The sequence below is a fragment of the Psychrobium sp. 1_MG-2023 genome (assembly GCF_030689115.1).
Lineage (GTDB): Bacteria > Pseudomonadota > Gammaproteobacteria > Enterobacterales > Psychrobiaceae > Psychrobium.
On the sequence record NZ_JAUYVJ010000016.1, the window covers coordinates 45,036 to 61,284 of the forward strand.

15 protein-coding genes are annotated in these 16,249 nt (G+C 41.9%); 13 read left to right on the forward strand and 2 right to left on the reverse strand.

The features are described from left to right. The first annotated feature begins 82 nt into the window (after positions 1–82). The 7 genes from secA to hpt all read left to right on the forward strand — a co-directional run bounded on the left by secA (position 83) and on the right by hpt (position 8,044). A complete protein-coding gene (gene secA / locus Q8W26_RS09955; protein ID WP_101213736.1) occupies positions 83–2,791 on the forward strand; it encodes a preprotein translocase subunit SecA in 2,709 nt (902 codons plus the stop codon). Between the two features lie 73 nt (positions 2,792–2,864). Further along, entirely contained in the window at positions 2,865–3,350 is a 486-nt protein-coding gene (locus Q8W26_RS09960) for a DUF523 domain-containing protein (RefSeq protein WP_101213737.1), read from the forward strand. 219 nt (positions 3,351–3,569) lie between these two features. Beyond that, on the forward strand, positions 3,570–3,908 hold the full coding sequence (locus Q8W26_RS09965; RefSeq protein WP_101213738.1) for a P-II family nitrogen regulator: 339 nt from the start codon (positions 3,570–3,572) through the stop codon (positions 3,906–3,908). A gap of 41 nt (positions 3,909–3,949) precedes the next feature. Then, positions 3,950–5,197, forward strand: coding sequence for an ammonium transporter (locus Q8W26_RS09970; protein WP_101213739.1), 1,248 nt, complete (start codon positions 3,950–3,952; stop codon positions 5,195–5,197). 213 nt (positions 5,198–5,410) lie between these two features. Next, on the forward strand, positions 5,411–6,781 hold the full coding sequence (mpl, locus tag Q8W26_RS09975) for a UDP-N-acetylmuramate:L-alanyl-gamma-D-glutamyl-meso-diaminopimelate ligase (RefSeq protein WP_101213740.1): 1,371 nt from the start codon (positions 5,411–5,413) through the stop codon (positions 6,779–6,781). Next, positions 6,778–7,395: a flavin prenyltransferase UbiX gene (locus tag Q8W26_RS09980; protein ID WP_101213741.1), complete on the forward strand. Its 618-nt coding sequence runs from the start codon at positions 6,778–6,780 to the stop codon at positions 7,393–7,395. The genes mpl and Q8W26_RS09980 overlap by 4 nt, the downstream gene beginning before the upstream one ends. 55 nt (positions 7,396–7,450) lie before the next feature. Further along, positions 7,451–8,044: a hypoxanthine phosphoribosyltransferase gene (gene hpt, locus Q8W26_RS09985; RefSeq protein ID WP_153071471.1), complete on the forward strand. Its 594-nt coding sequence runs from the start codon at positions 7,451–7,453 to the stop codon at positions 8,042–8,044. Between the two features lie 23 nt (positions 8,045–8,067). Here hpt and Q8W26_RS09990 read toward each other — a convergent pair whose 3' ends face one another. Next, positions 8,068–8,607 (reverse strand): DUF924 family protein, encoded by a 540-nt coding sequence (locus tag Q8W26_RS09990; protein WP_101213742.1) that lies wholly within the window; start codon positions 8,605–8,607, stop codon positions 8,068–8,070. Positions 8,608–8,777: 170 nt separating this feature from the next. Between Q8W26_RS09990 and Q8W26_RS09995 the strand changes: the two genes are divergently transcribed. The 4 genes from Q8W26_RS09995 (at position 8,778) to Q8W26_RS10010 (ending at position 12,484) form a co-directional block, all read left to right on the forward strand. Continuing rightward, a complete protein-coding gene (locus tag Q8W26_RS09995; protein ID WP_101213743.1) occupies positions 8,778–9,692 on the forward strand; it encodes an ABC transporter ATP-binding protein in 915 nt (304 codons plus the stop codon). A 22-nt stretch (positions 9,693–9,714) separates the two neighbouring features. Further along, the gene (locus Q8W26_RS10000) at positions 9,715–10,485 is read left to right on the forward strand and encodes an ABC transporter permease (RefSeq protein WP_101213744.1); all 771 of its coding nucleotides are present in this window, start codon (positions 9,715–9,717) and stop codon (positions 10,483–10,485) included. A 9-nt stretch (positions 10,486–10,494) separates the two neighbouring features. Further along, positions 10,495–11,157, forward strand: a complete 663-nt coding sequence (locus tag Q8W26_RS10005; protein ID WP_101213745.1) for a tRNA (guanosine(46)-N(7))-methyltransferase TrmB — start codon at positions 10,495–10,497, stop codon at positions 11,155–11,157. A 247-nt stretch (positions 11,158–11,404) separates the two neighbouring features. Next, entirely contained in the window at positions 11,405–12,484 is a 1,080-nt protein-coding gene (locus Q8W26_RS10010; RefSeq protein WP_153071472.1) for a hypothetical protein, read from the forward strand. A gap of 107 nt (positions 12,485–12,591) precedes the next feature. Here the strand turns inward: Q8W26_RS10010 and pepB are convergent, their stop codons facing one another. After that, the gene (gene pepB / locus Q8W26_RS10015) at positions 12,592–13,887 is read right to left on the reverse strand and encodes an aminopeptidase PepB (protein WP_101213747.1); all 1,296 of its coding nucleotides are present in this window, start codon (positions 13,885–13,887) and stop codon (positions 12,592–12,594) included. Between the two features lie 312 nt (positions 13,888–14,199). Here pepB and Q8W26_RS10020 point away from each other — a divergent pair, with 312 nt between their 5' ends. Continuing rightward, positions 14,200–14,742: a PH domain-containing protein gene (locus Q8W26_RS10020; RefSeq protein ID WP_101213748.1), complete on the forward strand. Its 543-nt coding sequence runs from the start codon at positions 14,200–14,202 to the stop codon at positions 14,740–14,742. Continuing rightward, a complete protein-coding gene (locus tag Q8W26_RS10025) occupies positions 14,735–16,246 on the forward strand; it encodes a PH domain-containing protein (protein WP_101213749.1) in 1,512 nt (503 codons plus the stop codon). The genes Q8W26_RS10020 and Q8W26_RS10025 overlap by 8 nt, the downstream gene beginning before the upstream one ends. The last annotated feature ends 3 nt before the right edge of the window (positions 16,247–16,249 follow it).

Here is a 16,249-nt window from a genome sequence, read left to right on the forward strand (position 1 = left end):
TCAAATCTATAATAATAAGCTCCGATTTTAGTCAATAATTTATATTTGCACACTGGTGCAATCACAAGAAATGGCCAATTAGATGTTAACAAAGATTTTTACTTCGATATTTGGCAGCAAAAATGATCGTACGTTAAAGAAACTACGTAAAGTTGTTGCCTTAGTTAATGAGTTAGAGAAAGAAATAGAAGCCCTTTCTGATGACGAACTTAAACAGAAAACTGCCTACTTTAGAGAGCAGCTTGAAGCGGGTCGTTCAATCGACGATATTCTTCCAGAAGCTTTTGCCGTTGTTCGCGAAGCGAGTAAGCGTGTATTTGAAATGCGTCACTTTGACGCTCAGCTTATCGGTGGCATGGTATTACAATCAGGCCGTATTGCTGAGATGCGTACTGGTGAAGGTAAAACCTTAACGGCGACATTGCCTGCCTACCTAAACGCTCTATCAGGTAAAGGTGTTCACGTGATTACCGTGAATGATTACCTAGCAACACGTGATGCCGATTGGAACCGTCCATTATTTGAATTCTTAGGAATGACTGTAGGTAATGCTATCTCCGGTCTATCTCATGAGCAGAAACAACACGCTTATGGTTGTGATATCACGTACGGTACTAACAATGAGTTTGGTTTCGATTACCTACGTGACAACATGGCGTTCTCGCCAAGTGAACGTGTGCAACGTCCATTACACTTTGCGATTATTGATGAGGTTGACTCGATTCTAATCGATGAAGCGCGTACACCATTAATTATTTCTGGTGCGGCAGAAGATAGTTCTGAGCTTTACCGTCAAATCGATGCGATTATCCCACAATTGCAAAAACAAGACGAAGAAGACACTGAAGAATACACTGGCGATGGCCACTACACGGTCGATGAAAAAGCCAAGCAAGTCCATTTAACTGAGACAGGTCAGATTTTTGTTGAGGAGTTATTACAACAAAATAATTTAATGGATGAGCATGACTCATTATTCTCAGCGGGTAATATTAGCTTATTACACCATGTGAATGCAGCGCTACGTGCTCATGTGTTGTTTGAGCGCGATGTTGATTACATTGTTAAAGATGGTGAGATCATTATCGTTGATGAGCATACAGGTCGTACGATGCCAGGTCGTCGTTGGTCTGAAGGTTTACATCAAGCAATTGAAGCACGCGAAAAAGTTGACATTCAAAACGAAAACCAGACACTTGCATCTATTACATTCCAAAATTACTTCCGTATTTATGAGAAGTTATCGGGAATGACGGGAACCGCGGACACTGAAGCATTTGAGTTCCAGCACATTTACGGTCTTGATACGGTGGTAATCCCAACAAACCGTCCAATGGTCCGTAATGACATGGCTGACTTGATTTACATGTCTACGCAAGAAAAGTATGAAGCGATTATTGCCGATATTAAAGAGTGTCAAGAACGAGGCCAACCGGCCCTTGTTGGTACTATTTCAATTGAGTCGTCTGAATATTTAGCACAGCTGCTAAAGAAAGAAAAAATTAAGCACAATGTACTTAATGCTAAGTTCCACCAAAAAGAAGCTGAGATTATTGCTTCTGCAGGTGAGATTGGCAGTGTCACTATCGCCACTAATATGGCCGGTCGTGGTACCGATATCATGTTAGGTGGTAACTGGCAAACTAAGGTTGATAAGCTAACCAACCCAACCCAAGAGCAAATCGATAATATTAAAGCCGATTGGCAGGTTCAACACGACAAAGTGTTAGCCGCAGGTGGTTTATATATTCTTGGTACTGAGCGTCATGAGTCACGTCGTATCGACAACCAGCTACGTGGTCGTGCGGGTCGTCAGGGTGACGCGGGTGCATCTCGCTTCTATCTATCGATGGAAGACAGCCTCATGCGTATCTTTGCTTCTGAGCGTATGACCGTGATGATGAAAAAGCTAGGTATGGAACATGGCGAAGCCATTGAACATCCATGGGTAAACCGCGCAATTGAAAATGCACAACGTAAAGTTGAAGGTCGTAACTTTGATATGCGTAAGCAATTGCTTGAGTATGATGATGTTGCCAATGATCAACGTAAAGTGATTTACGAGCAGCGTAATGAGCTAATGGATGAAGCTGATATTTCTGAAACAATCAACAACATCCGTAAAGATGTTGTTGATAATACAGTGACTCAATATATTCCGTTCCAATCATTGGAAGAGCAGTGGGATGTTGAAGGCCTGGAAGAGCGTTTACGCAACGACTTCCTAATCGATATGCCAATCGCAACGATGTTAAAAGAAGACGAAAGTCTGCATGAAGAAAACCTTCGTGAAAAGATCATCGAAACTGTTGAGCAATCGTACAAAGAAAAAGAAGAGGTTGTTGGTGCTGACGCATTACGTCAATTCGAAAAAGCAGTTATGCTGCAAACACTTGATGGTTTATGGAAAGAACACTTAGCAGCGATGGATCACCTTCGTCAAGGTATTCACTTACGTGGCTATGCGCAAAAGAATCCTAAGCAGGAATTTAAGCGTGAGTCGTTTGAGTTATTCCAAGACCTATTAGAGTCGCTAAAAACTGACGTGGTTGTATTGTTAAGTAAGATCCAAATTCAAGCACCTGAAGATGTGCAAGAAATGGAAGAGCAACGCCGACAAAGTGAAAATGTTGAGATGAATTATCAACATGATGATGCAAGTGCTCAGTCTGAACAAGAAGCTAAACCACAAGGCGCTGTAATGCGCGAGCATGACAAAGTGGGTCGTAACGAACCTTGTCCATGTGGCTCAGGTAAGAAATACAAACAGTGTCATGGCAAGCTAGTCTAAACTAACTTAGCTAATGACCGTAAAAGCCGTTAAAGTAATTTAACGGCTTTTTTATTACCCAATGGTTATGATGATGGAAAAAATATTAATAAGTGCGTGTTTATTAGGGCGCAAAGTACGTTATGACGGGCAAGTCATTACTGAGCCGGAACAGCTCATTATGCAATGGAAAACACAAGGGCGCGTTATTGCTGTATGTCCTGAGGTTGATGCTGGAATGGCTATTCCACGGCTCCCTGCTGAAATTATTGCAGGTGATAGTCAAGGCGTTATTGAGCAACGTAATCGTGTCATGGATAAACAAGGTGACGATGTTACCGATTATTTTATTAAAGGCGCGCATATCGCCTTATCATTGTGTCAACAATACGATATAAAAGTGGCAATTTTAACCGAGCGAAGCCCTTCTTGTGGCAGTAGTGAGGTTTATGATGGAGAATTTACCAATAAACTCATTGTTGGTCAGGGGGTTACAACAACATTATTACGCGCACATGGCGTTAAAGTGTTTAATCAACATCAGCTAAGACAAGCACACCAATATTTACTCTCTTTATAATCATTTAAGCAGAATACTTTGCTCCTTTTCTCATGAGCTCTTTTGGCGCAATTATTAATTTACTTGCGCACAATTGGTGCACGTTTACATTCCTATCGCTGAAACAAAAACAACTTTCACCATACAAACAGCGACTTATATTTTTGGTACGTCATTTGTAACTCTCTTCTTATCAACGGCATTCATCGGGTGCTGAATATTACTGAGAGGAACGTTTCAATGAAAATGATCAATGCCATTATCAAACCATTCAAACTAGATGATGTACGTATGGCGATTTCTGATATCGGGGTCGATGGTTTAACCGTATCTGAAATTAGAGGCTTTGGCCGTCAAAAAGGCCATACCGAACTTTATCGCGGCGCAGAGTATCAAGTGGACTTTTTACCGAAAGTAAAAATTGAGATTGCATGTCGTCAAGAGCAGGTAGAGCTAATTATTGAAGCCATAACGAATGCGGCTCATACGGGAAAGATTGGAGATGGAAAAATATTTGTCACCGATTTAGAGCAAACAGTACGTATTCGTACGGGTGAAACAGATTTAGAAGCACTTTAACTGTCGTTAAAGTTGAATTATCAAGGTTAAGGGGAACACTAATGGAAGAATTAGCGAAACTAGGTACTACGGTATCAGAGTTACGGTTTGCACTAGATACATTTTATTTTTTAATCTCGGGTGCATTGGTTATGTGGATGGCTGCAGGATTTGCCATGTTAGAAGCGGGTTTAGTTCGTTCTAAAAATACGACTGAAATACTTACCAAGAATATTTGTTTGTATGCAATCTCTTGTACTATGTTTTTATTGGTCGGCTATAACATTATGTACGTTGATAATGTTGAAGGTGGCTTAATCCCGAGCATTGCAGGGTTTATTGGTACACAGGCGGCAGATGCTGATCATGCGTTAGAATCTGACTTCTTTTTCCAAGTGGTCTTTGTTGCAACTGCAATGTCGATTGTGTCAGGGGCTGTTGCTGAGCGGATGAAGCTCTGGTCATTCTTATTATTTTCAGTGGTACTAACAGGCTTTATTTACCCAATGGAAGGTTACTGGACTTGGGGTGGTGGTTTCGTTTCAGAGCTAGGCTTCGTTGACTTTGCTGGTTCGGGTATTGTGCATATGGCTGGCGCAGCCGCGGCGGTTGCTGGTGTGTTATTACTGGGGGCGCGTAAAGGTAAATACGGTAAAAACGGTGAAGTAAACCCAATTCCAGGGTCAAACTTACCAATGGCAACCTTAGGTACATTTATCTTATGGATGGGGTGGTTTGGCTTTAACGGTGGTTCTCAGCTGATGGTATCAGATGCTGAAAATGCGAGTTCAGTGGCTAAAATCTTTGTAAACACTAACTCGGCGGCGGCCGTTGGCGCAATCAGTGCGTTATTAGTTTGTCGCTTCCTATGGGGTAAGGCTGATTTAACGATGATTTTAAATGGTGCGTTAGCCGGGTTAGTTGCTATCACCGCTGATCCGCTATCACCTTCGTTACCTGTTGCAGCATTAATTGGCTTATTAGCAGGTGGTTTAGTGGTGTTCTCTATTGTTGCATTAGATAAACTGAAATTTGATGACCCAGTGGGTGCGGTTTCAGTACATGGCATCGCTGGCTTATTTGGTCTATTACTCGTACCGTTTAGTAACGCTGATGCGACTTTTGTAGGGCAACTATCGGGTGCTGCGATAATCTTCGCATGGGTATTTTCAACGAGTTTTGTGGTGTGGTTTGCTCTTAAGAAAACTATTGGTATTCGCGTTACTGAAGAAGAAGAGTATTTAGGTATGGACATCGCAGATTGTGGTGTGGATGCTTACCCTGAGTTTGTGTCTCTTAAAGCTAATTAAGCTGTTTTTCGCTGCTCACTAGTAGAAGCTAGTTAAGGTGATTGCCACTTACAGGTTGTAAGTGGCTTTTTTTGTTCATGATAGAGTCATGTATTTCAATTAAAATCTCGCAGGGTGTTCAAAGTAACAAGTCGAGCACTCAGAGAAAAATGCATCATGCGGCTTTAGTTGGTATGATGCGATTATAAAAACGATCAGCGCAGAGCAGTTTAGATGAAACATATTCATATTTTGGGAATTTGCGGCACCTTTATGGGTGGTATTGCTATTCTAGCCCGAGAGTTGGGCTTTAAAGTGACGGGCAGTGATGCCAATGTCTATCCGCCAATGAGTACTCAACTCGAAGAGAGTGGTATTGGGCTAATTGAAGGGTATGACCCGAGCCAATTAGACCCTGTTCCTGATTTAGTGGTTATCGGTAATGCGATGAGCCGTGGTAATCCCTGTGTCGAGCATGTCCTTGACCGTAATATTCCTTATACATCTGGACCGCAGTGGTTGCTTGAAAACCTATTAAAAGATCGCTGGGTTATTGCTTTATCTGGAACCCATGGCAAAACGACCACCGCCAGCATGGTGGCGTGGATTTTAGATCAGACAGGACAAGCGCCGGGCTTCTTAATTGGCGGTGTTCCGCAATGTCTCGGAGTCTCTGCGCGATTAGGTGATGCGCCATTTTTTGTGGTCGAAGCTGATGAATACGATAGCGCGTTTTTCGATAAGCGCTCTAAATTTGTGCACTACCGACCAAGAACATTAGTGGTGAATAACCTTGAGTATGATCATGCGGATATTTTCCCTGACTTAGCCGCTATTCAGCGTCAATTTCATCACTTATTACGTATGGTGCCAAGTAACGGTTTAGTGGTTACCCCACAAAACGATAAGGTCATTGACGAAGTACTTGAAATGGGGTGTTGGAGTGAACAGCAACAACTTGGCCCTAAAGCGGATTGGTCATTTAACTTATTAACCAGCGATGGTTCAAGTTTTGAAGTGTTATTTGAAGGGCAATCACAAGGTATCGTTAATTGGTCTGAGATCGGCAAACATAATGTTCACAATGGCTTAATGGCGATTGCAGCCGCCCGTCATATTGGCGTTAAGCCGCAAGCAGCGATAGCTGCATTAGCGACCTTTGTAAATGCTAAACGCCGCCTTGAGTATAAAGGGCAGGTTAATAATATTAGTGTTTATGATGACTTTGCTCATCACCCAACTGCGATACATACAACGCTTGAAGGCTTGCGTGCACGCGTGGGTCAAGAGCGTATCTTCGCCATTCTCGAACCACGTTCTAATACAATGAAACAAGGGGTTCATCAGAATACTTTGTTTAATTCAATGAGTGAGGCTGATGCAATTTTTATGTACCAACCTGATGATATTCATTGGGATATGCGGGCAATGGTTAATGGTACGTCGCCAGCGACGGTGATTGAAAACAACTTAGACATATTAATTGAACAAATTATTGCAAAAAGCCAGCCCGGAGATCACCTTTTAGTGATGAGTAACGGCGGTTTTGGTGGTATTCACCAAAAATTACTTGATGGCTTAGCAGTAACAGAGGAAACGGCGTGAACCAATTTAACCGACGTATAACTTTAGCGTTAACCGGTGCATCAGGTGCGCCTTATGGTTTACGATTATTACAACAATTGATTGCCGCAGATTCTCAAGTTTATCTATTACTATCAGATGCGGCAAAAATAGTATTGGCTACAGAAGCTGACTTTAGTTTGCCTGATTCATTAGAACAGGCACAACAAATGTTGACAGAGCACTTTTCAGCGGCTGACGAACAAATTAAATTGCTCGATCGTAGTGATTGGTTTTCGGCTCCTGCTTCTGGCTCTTCGTCGCCTAAGCAGATGATTATTTGTCCGTGTTCGATGGGGACGTTGTCTGCTATTCGTCATGGTGCGAGTAATAACTTAATTGAGCGTGCGGCTGATGTTATTTTAAAAGAGCGCGGTCAGTTGATTATCGCCTGGCGCGAAAGCCCATTATCGACCATTCACCTTGAAAATATGCACGCGTTGTCACAGATGGGCGTAACCATGATGCCCTTGGCACCGGGTTTTTATCACAAACCACAGAGTTTAGAAGAAATTATTGATTTCATGGTAGCTCGAATCCTTGACCACCTTGATATAGAGCAATCTTTGGTTTTACCATGGATGAATGGGCAGTGATCTAACTCACAGCTTACTGTTTCCTTAGTCGCCTTTTATCGTTGAACTCGCTAGGATGCGCACTTCATATTCCCAAAATAATGATGTGCGCCTTAAGGCCGTAGGAACAACTATGATGAAACATACGACAGAGGTAATGATCTCTGAGCAACAAATCACAGATAAAGTTGCCGAGATTGGTCAACGGATTGAACAACATTATCAAGACAGTGACAATTTACTATTAGTTGCTCTTCTACGTGGTTCAGTCGTATTTCTTGCAGACCTTTGCCGCCAAATCGATTTACCTTTGTCGCTCGACTTTATGACGGTTTCTAGTTATGGCTCTAGTATGGAAAGCACTAGAGACGTAAAAATCCTAAAAGACCTAACTGAAAATATTAAAGGTCGTGATGTGATTATCGTTGAAGATATTATTGATACAGGTAATACCTTGGCTAAGATCGTTGAGATCTTAAGTCTGCGCCAACCAAAATCATTAAAACTGTGTACTTTGCTTGATAAGCCTTCTCGTCGTGAAGTTGATGTGGACGTTGACTGGATTGGCTATAGTATCCCCGATGAGTTCGTCGTAGGTTATGGCATCGATTATGCGGAAAAATACCGTAACTTGCCGTATATCGCTAAAGTGATTCCTTTACAACCTTAAACTTTAGTTGTTTTACAAGCACGCTAGAAGCTCGAATTAGGCTGACGTAAAAAACTGATCTCCTCAGGTGTTGAGCGTCGGCCTAAGATACTATTGCGATGAGGGTAGCGACCAAACGCTTTGATAATCGCATAGTGCTGCATTTCAAACTCATAATTTTGCTCTAATCCGGGCTGGTTAAATAACTGGCAAGCTGTTTTGTGTATCGCTAATGACTCACTGTGCATAAAAGGTAGGTATAAAAAACAACGCTTGCTTATTGGCAGTTTAATATCCATGCCAAGATTAATTGCTTCTTGCGCTAAAGTCAGTGCCTGAGCGTCATAGGCAAATGATTGAGGTTGATCACGAAACATATTGCGAGAAAACTGATCTAAAATAATGATTTCAGCTAACCGCCCCTCAGGTTTGCGACGCCACTCACTAAGCTCACATTGAGCTGCTCTGTGATGAATGGTTTTAAATTGCTGGCTAATCAGTTGGTCTAATTTTGGATCTTTCACCCAATGTTGCTGCGGTTTGAGTTGATTGAACCAAAAATCAATGATGTCGTTATATTTCATTCAATCATTTCCTTATCTCGTCTTTTAAGGTTAGCAAAGGTCGTTTAATCTAGCCACTGAGCTTTGACAAAATTTAGTTTACAGTTGTTGCTACTTGGGCGCAGGTATATAATTTGGCTCTTGGCTGCTGTGCGGTGTTGAACAGCTCAAGTCTGAATAAACGGAGCAATATGAAAGCACTTACTATAAACGGCTTAACAAAGACTTACGCTGATGGGTTTGAAGCACTTAAAGGAATAAACCTTGAAGTGGCGCAAGGGGATTTCTACGCTCTGTTAGGGCCCAATGGTGCGGGTAAGTCCACCACCATTGGTATTATCTCTTCGCTAGTTAATAAGACCTCAGGCCATGTTGAAGTGTTTGGTTATGACATTGATAAAAACCTTACATTAGCCAAACAACACATTGGTTTAGTACCACAAGAGTTTAACTTTAACCAGTTTGAAACCGTCCTTCAGGTGGTGATGAATCAGGCTGGTTATTATGGTGTGGCAAAAGCCGAAGCCTTACTTAGAGCTGAAAAGTATTTAACCCAGCTAGAGCTGTGGGGAAAAAAAGATGTTAAATCACGAGAGCTTTCTGGTGGTATGAAGCGTCGTTTAATGATTGCCCGTGCTTTAATGCATCAACCGCAGCTACTTATTTTAGATGAGCCAACGGCAGGTGTTGATATTGAGCTACGTCGCTCGATGTGGGAATTTCTACAACAGCTTAACGAAAGTGAAGGGGTCACTATTATTCTGACCACTCATTACTTAGAAGAAGCCGAAATGCTGTGTCGTAATATCGGTATTATCGACCACGGGGTAATAGTGCAAGATACGACAATGAAGGCACTACTTAGCCAGCTTAATGTCGAAACTTTTATTTTAGATGTTACGGGTGATCTCCAGTCTCTCACACTCGATGAGGTTGAGTATCGCGTTATTGATGATCACACGCTTGAGGTGGATGTTGAGCGTGATAACGCGCTTAATACATTGTTTAGTCAATTAACCTCACAGCAAGTGCAGGTCATGAGTATGAGAAATAAAGCGAATCGCTTAGAAGAGTTATTTATTAACTTAGTTAACCAAAGCCGTTAAATGGCAACAACTAGGATTGACCGTGTCAGCAAATAATTTTATTGCCTTAAAAAGTTTAATCACTAAAGAAGTCAACCGTTTTACGCGGATATGGCTGCAAACGTTAGTGCCGCCGGCTATTACCATGAGTCTCTATTTTGTGATTTTTGGTAATCTGATTGGCTCACGCATTGGGGAAATGTCTGGGTTTAGTTATATGGAGTTTATCGTTCCCGGCTTGATTATGATGTCGGTGATCACCAACTCCTATTCCAATGTTGCATCATCGTTTTTTAGCTCCAAGTTTCAACGCAATGTCGAAGAGTTATTAGTTGCGCCAGTGCCGACATGGGTGATAATTGCAGGTTATGTTGGCGGCGGTGTCGCTCGCGGATTATCTGTAGGTATTATCGTCACCATTTTGTCATTATTTTTTGTTGATTTGCAGGTGTTTAACTTATTTGTTTTAGCGATTAGTGTGTTGCTAACCTCAATATTATTCGCGTTAGGCGGCTTGATTAATGCTATCTTGGCGAAAAGCTTTGATGATATAAGCATTATTCCCAACTTTGTCTTAACTCCGCTAACCTATCTGGGTGGCGTGTTCTATTCACTGACTCTGTTACCTGACTTTTGGCAAACTGTGTCAAAAGCGAACCCAATCGTATATATGATTAACACCTTCCGTTATGGTTTCTTAGGCGTTAGTGATATTCCATTAATTTATTCTTTCTCGATGATTTTCGTCTTTGTTGCTGCGCTATTTAGTGTCGCGTACTGGATGATCGATCGAGGCATTGGTTTACGTTCATAGAGCCCCATTATGTCATTCGCTAATTCACATCAAATTATTACCAATCAACAAGGGATTCACGAGCATCTTGTTGATGTGGTTGAAAAGCACCTGAAACATCCTTTTCAAAAGCCCTATCAAAGCCATTCACTAGAAGGCTTTAAACTGGTGGCAGCGGAAGTTGAAAAACAAGGTAAGCCAATTATTTTTGACTCATGCTGCGGAGTCGGTGACAGTACGGTTAATTTAGCTAAGCTGTATCCAGAACACTTTGTTATTGGCATGGATAAATCAGGTCATCGCCTCAATAAAAATGAAGCTTATGAGCAGCATGGTGTGGATAATTTTATGCTGCTGCGCACGGACTTAAACGATTTCTGGCGCTTGGCGCTTGAGGCTGAAATGTTGCCTGAAAAGCATTTCATTCTCTACCCTAACCCTTGGCCTAAATCCAAACACCTACAACGTCGTTGGCATGGTGCCGCAGTGTTTCCGGCATTGGTGGCATTAGGTGGTGAGTTAGAAATGCGTAGTAATTGGCGTTTATACCTTGATGAATTTGCGGCTGCTTTAGCCGTGGTTAATAAGCAGGCATCGGTGCATGAGTTTAATCCACAACCGACTATCACGCCGTTTGAGCGTAAATATCAGGCTAGCGGTCAGGCACTTTATCAACTGAAAGCCGCGTTGTAGTTTATAGAAACATGATGTCCTGAAGGGTGCGCCTTCAGGGCGATGTCTATTGGCCTGTTAAGCAGGTTTTTGATTAGGCTCTCATCTTACCTAAAAGAGAAGTAGAGAGTAAACTCTGCTAGCGAGATTATTCTTCCTCTCGTAGCTTCACTCATCTAACTACTTGCTTTATAAGTTTAAAATTTAGACTTACTATGCTACTTTGTGTTTCCTATTTTAACTTAAGATCGATAAGAGCAAAGGAATAATGAAAGGACTAATAAGAGGGATTTTGTGTGTCTGTGGTCTGGCTTTAAGCACTCCACCTATCGCCACCGCTGCTCAGGCTGAAAAGTCTCCAGCTCCTATTCAGGTAGTTAACTGTTTAGGTAACGATACCGCCTGTAACAGTGATGAAATAAAGCGAGACTATGCATTTAACGTAGCTAATGCTTATCTCAGGCAAGCGATGGTTGCTGAGCGCTTTGATTTATTCTTCTATTCTGAAGAGACTAAACAAGTTATTCATTATCTCTTTGAGGTGAGCAATTTTAAGCTGAGCGGAAACCATTTCCGAAGCAGAAGAACTTTCGAGTTAAGTTTACTATCAAATGATGCAGTAACAGGCGATTTAGCCCAAGCCGTTACTGAGCAAGTGATGGCATTTAACGCAAGAAACGAGCCTTATGCTGGTTACCCTGAAGGGGGGCTACGGGGGACGTTTGATTTGGATATTTTATGTGGGGCGAAGGCATCCATTCGTAGCCCTGAATTGGTGTTGATTCAATGCCAAAATGCGTTAAGAGAACGTGGTTTGTGGAACGCAATCACAGTGCAGCAACAAAGTGCTCAAGTAATAAGGAAACACCTAGATACCCAAAGCAGAGTTGAGGTTCATTCTCTACAGATTGAGCAGACAAAAAATGTTTCTGTGAAGAGAAAAGCGCTTGAAGTGAAAGCTTTTGCATTGAAAGGAGAGCTCAAACAGTCTAATACCGAAACAGAGACAAATTATCGGGTCACCAAGGTAGGATGGGGCGCCCCTTTGTTTCTTTCTGCGTCTGACGGTTATCGCTATACTGTTATTCCTGATGCTAATGGTGCATTAGAAATGGTACAGTTTATAGCTCCATCAAGGATAGATGTGCCTGTTGATAAGCAAGGGAACATTAATAGCGAAAAGTTTTTAGAGGGAATAGAACAAGGTCATCATAAGATTTCAATTGAAAGTAAAGAATTTATTGAAATTATGGCTGCTCGAACTGGGGTGGCGAAATGGTGGCAGTTAGCACAAATGATCGATGATAATTTTGTCTGCGACTATTGCTGGTTAAAAATAACAGATTAATCCTAAGGTTGTTTAAAGCCTCAGAGAAGCAGCTATTAACATAATAAAAAGCGCGATTAGATGAGTTCTAATCGCGCTTTTCATTTAGTGATTCATCGCTTTAGCTATTACTCTTGCAATAAAATTTGCGCAATAGTTTCGATACCTACACCCGTTGCGCCCGCCGACCATTTCGCCGTACCGCTGGTTTGGAAACAGGCTGCGATATCAAAGTGTAACCAACCTTTACCGTCGTTAGGGACGAAGTGAGCTAAGAAACCCGCTGCATTACTCGCGCCCGGTACGCCGCTTTTCGCCATGGTGGTGTTGGCCGTATCAGCATAAGGTGATGGACATTCCCACTTGTGGAACTCGTTCAGTGGTAACTGCCAGTTCAGTTCATTAACAGTGTGACCGTAACCAATCGCACGTTGGGCTAACTCATTATCAAAACCAAATACGGCATTGTACTGTGTACCAACGGCAGTCAGTGCGGCACCCGTTAATGTCGCTGCGTCGATAATTAATGGTGCACCTGTTTCGCCTGCAACCATTAAACCATCGGCTAATACTAGGCGGCCTTCTGCGTCGGTATTTAAGATCTCAACGGTTAGGCCATTTTTGTAGGTGAGGATGTCACCTAATTTGTATGCTGAGCCGTTAATTAAGTTTTCTGCACAACATAGGATAAGCTTAACGCGCTTGTTAAGCCCTTGGCTTATCGCTAAAGACAATGCTGCTGTTACTGTTGCTGAGCCGCCCATATCACATTTCATTGCCGCCATACCTGCGCCACTTTTGATGCTGTAACCACCACTGTCGAAGGTAATGCCTTTACCTACTAACGCGGCTGCTACAGGCGCATTAGTGTCGCCCGTTGGGTTGTAATCAAGTACTAGCATCGCTGGAACGCGGCTACTTGCACGGCCAACAGAATGAACACCAATCCAGCCTTGCTCAAGTAGCTCGTCACCTTTGATGACTTCATAGCTGACATGCTCAGGGGCAACACGGCTAATTTCAGCAATAGCGTGATTAATTAATGACTCAGGGTAAATATCCTGAGGCGCGCCATTGATCATAGCCACGGCCCAGTCGCGAGAAGCGCGCAGTGCATTTAAATTAGCGTGAGTATTACTGTCATCACCAGCCCACGTAAGCGTCGCTTCACCGCGAGCAATACTAAAGCCTTTAGCAAATGCCCATTGCATGTCTTGTGACCAATCATCACCCGTTAATGCAACATTATTAATGCCTTGAGTTTGTAGGCGACGAGCAGCGCGTTGAATAATTTCTAGTTGTTGTGCTTGCTCACCCGTTAAATGAATTTGCATGCCTTGACCATCACTGGTCAAGATAGCATTGTTACCCCACTTTGGGTCGGCGGCTTGGTGTGATAGGGCGATCGTTAATGTAGTGCTCATTATGATAATTCCTAAATTTGTCAAAAAGTAAGCTTCAGTAAAAAGCTTGATTGCAGACATAATACCTGATTGCAAAAATAAAACTATTCTCTCTAAGCTGTTGCGAAGATGATTTCTAATTGTAGCAATTATCTTTGTTGATATTTTGTTACTAATCGATTGTTAAATAGCGCATTATTTTTCACTTAGATAGACTATAGTAGGGTGTTTTGTAATTGCAGCATGTTAGCACCACAAAATTGACTTAATAACAGCTTGTTTGTATTAACACTAACGGGTTGCATAGATTTATAGGGATAGAGTAAACAGCTTATGACTACACCATTGTTTTCAAATCAGGTTATTGATAGTGCACAATTAGCTCAGTATCAACACCAGCAAGTGACGCCATTACAACCAACGCATATTAAAGCCAATGTCGTATTAAGACTGATCAGTACTGGTATTGTACTATTGTTGCTAGCGGTGGCCCGTTGGCAAACTATTAGTCCATTTTCCGCTGAGGCACAGGAAAATTTATCTATTGCTTTAATGGTTGTCGCTGCCCTTGCTCTGATGTTAAATATTTATGGCTACTTTGCTGATAAAGCCAAAGGTTATGTATTGCGAGAAAGTGATATCAGTTTTTACACAGGGGTCTTTTTTAAGAAAGTGGTTATTCAGCCGCTATTACGCTTACAGCATATTGAATTGAAGCGTGGCCCGATAGAACGTAAGTTAGACCTTGCTACAATTCAGGTGTTTAGTGCTGGTGGTGCCTTGCATACGTTTGAGCTTCCGGGTTTGTATCACCAAGATGCCTTAGCATTACGTCAATTTATTTTAGCGCATAAGGACGTATCCGCTCATGAATAAGTGGCAACGCGTCTCGTCAATTGCTTGGTTGCATTTTTTTGTAAAAAACTTAATGCTAATAGTCAATAATGCGATCTATTTAATCCCAATTATCTTCACCTCGTACGATAAAATCTTGGCGTACCCATTATGGGTGGCGGCAGGCGTTGCAGGCATTTTGAGCTTATTGTTATTGGTTGCTTTCTTGCAATATTACTTTTTTAAGTATCGCCTTAACGATCAGAACATTGAGATTCATGCCGGGGTTATCTTTAAAACGCATCTCGACTTACCTTTTACTCGTATCCAAAACGTTAAACTGATTTCTCCTGTCTATTTTAGACCGTTTGGTTACACCACTTTAGAGCTAGACACCGCAGGTTCAGCAAAAAATGAAGCAAATATTGTCGCGGTTGCTCGTGAGCTCGCCGAACAGTTAAAGGCGACCATTTTAAGCTACCAACAATCTCATCAAGCTGAGACTGAAGCTGAGTTAATGCAATCGGAGACTGAAAGCCTTGAGCAGGAGCAATTGCTAAATCAGCGTTCACTCAAAGATTTAGTGATTCATGGTATTACCAATAATCGAGTGTGGATTTTCTTAGCAATACTTGCGCCGATGGCTGAGACCATCATTGATAACGTTATCGATGTTGGTTTAAGTTTAGGGATAGATTTAGAAGAACTCTTTTTTGGGCCGGGTCACCCGTGGTGGGAGCTAACGCTTTATGTGGTGAGTACCATTATTCTTGCCTATATTATTGTGATGTTGCTATCGGTCATAGGTTCAATTATTGCGTTTTACGGTTATAAGCTGACACGTAAAGATGAAAACTACATTCAACGTAGCGGTTTATTGTCTCATCATGAAGTGGTCATGAAGTTGTCACGCTTACAGTTGATTATTCGCCAACAAGACTGGCTTGACGTATTGATTAAGCGAATTAATCTTAAATTTGAACAGCTCAATATGATCTCGCATGGTAAACAGGGAGGGCTGCGCAGCAAACTGATGGTGCCTTCTGTGACGCTAGAAGAGTGTAGTGAGTTAATCAATGAAGTATGGCCGCTGAGTAAACTTGAAACCATTGACTATAAGCCGATTAATAAACGCTTTATGTTTAAGTATATTGGCGTGATTATTGTGCCGTTTCACCTATTGGTTATTGGATTTTTCGCGTTTAATGAGCAATATGCACTTATCCCACTAGTCCTTGTTAGCGGTGCGTTAATGAGTTCTCTTGTTTGGGCTAGGTGGCGTCGTTGGGGATTTAACCGTGACGAGAACTATCTATATATCCGCAAAGGGCTGTTGGGTGTAGACTATTACTGTTTCCCAATTAATAAAATTCAACAGGTTAAGTTCAAACAAAGTGTTTTGCTGCGTCGCCATCAACTATGTTGTGTAACTTTTGTTACAGCGGCTTCCAGTTTAACTATTCCGTTTATTGACCAAGAGCTTGGTTGGGACTACTTAAGCCGCTCTCTTTATCAAGTTGAATCAAGCAAACAGAACTGGATGTAGTTT

Excerpts from the sequence above, each read along its gene's own strand:
- secA (WP_101213736.1), top strand. The coding sequence starts at position 83 with ATGTTAACAAAGATTTTTACTTCGATATTTGGCAGCAAAAATGATCGT.
- Q8W26_RS09960 (WP_101213737.1), top strand. The coding sequence starts at position 2,865 with ATGGAAAAAATATTAATAAGTGCGTGTTTATTAGGGCGCAAAGTACGT.
- Q8W26_RS09965 (WP_101213738.1), top strand. The coding sequence starts at position 3,570 with ATGAAAATGATCAATGCCATTATCAAACCATTCAAACTAGATGATGTA.
- Q8W26_RS09970 (WP_101213739.1), top strand. The coding sequence starts at position 3,950 with ATGGAAGAATTAGCGAAACTAGGTACTACGGTATCAGAGTTACGGTTT.
- mpl (WP_101213740.1), top strand. The coding sequence starts at position 5,411 with ATGAAACATATTCATATTTTGGGAATTTGCGGCACCTTTATGGGTGGT.
- hpt (WP_153071471.1), top strand. The coding sequence starts at position 7,451 with ATGCGCACTTCATATTCCCAAAATAATGATGTGCGCCTTAAGGCCGTA.
- Q8W26_RS09990 (WP_101213742.1), bottom strand. The coding sequence starts at position 8,607 with ATGAAATATAACGACATCATTGATTTTTGGTTCAATCAACTCAAACCG.
- Q8W26_RS09995 (WP_101213743.1), top strand. The coding sequence starts at position 8,778 with ATGAAAGCACTTACTATAAACGGCTTAACAAAGACTTACGCTGATGGG.
- Q8W26_RS10005 (WP_101213745.1), top strand. The coding sequence starts at position 10,495 with ATGTCATTCGCTAATTCACATCAAATTATTACCAATCAACAAGGGATT.
- Q8W26_RS10010 (WP_153071472.1), top strand. The coding sequence starts at position 11,405 with ATGAAAGGACTAATAAGAGGGATTTTGTGTGTCTGTGGTCTGGCTTTA.
- pepB (WP_101213747.1), bottom strand. The coding sequence starts at position 13,887 with ATGAGCACTACATTAACGATCGCCCTATCACACCAAGCCGCCGACCCA.
- Q8W26_RS10020 (WP_101213748.1), top strand. The coding sequence starts at position 14,200 with ATGACTACACCATTGTTTTCAAATCAGGTTATTGATAGTGCACAATTA.
- Q8W26_RS10025 (WP_101213749.1), top strand. The coding sequence starts at position 14,735 with ATGAATAAGTGGCAACGCGTCTCGTCAATTGCTTGGTTGCATTTTTTT.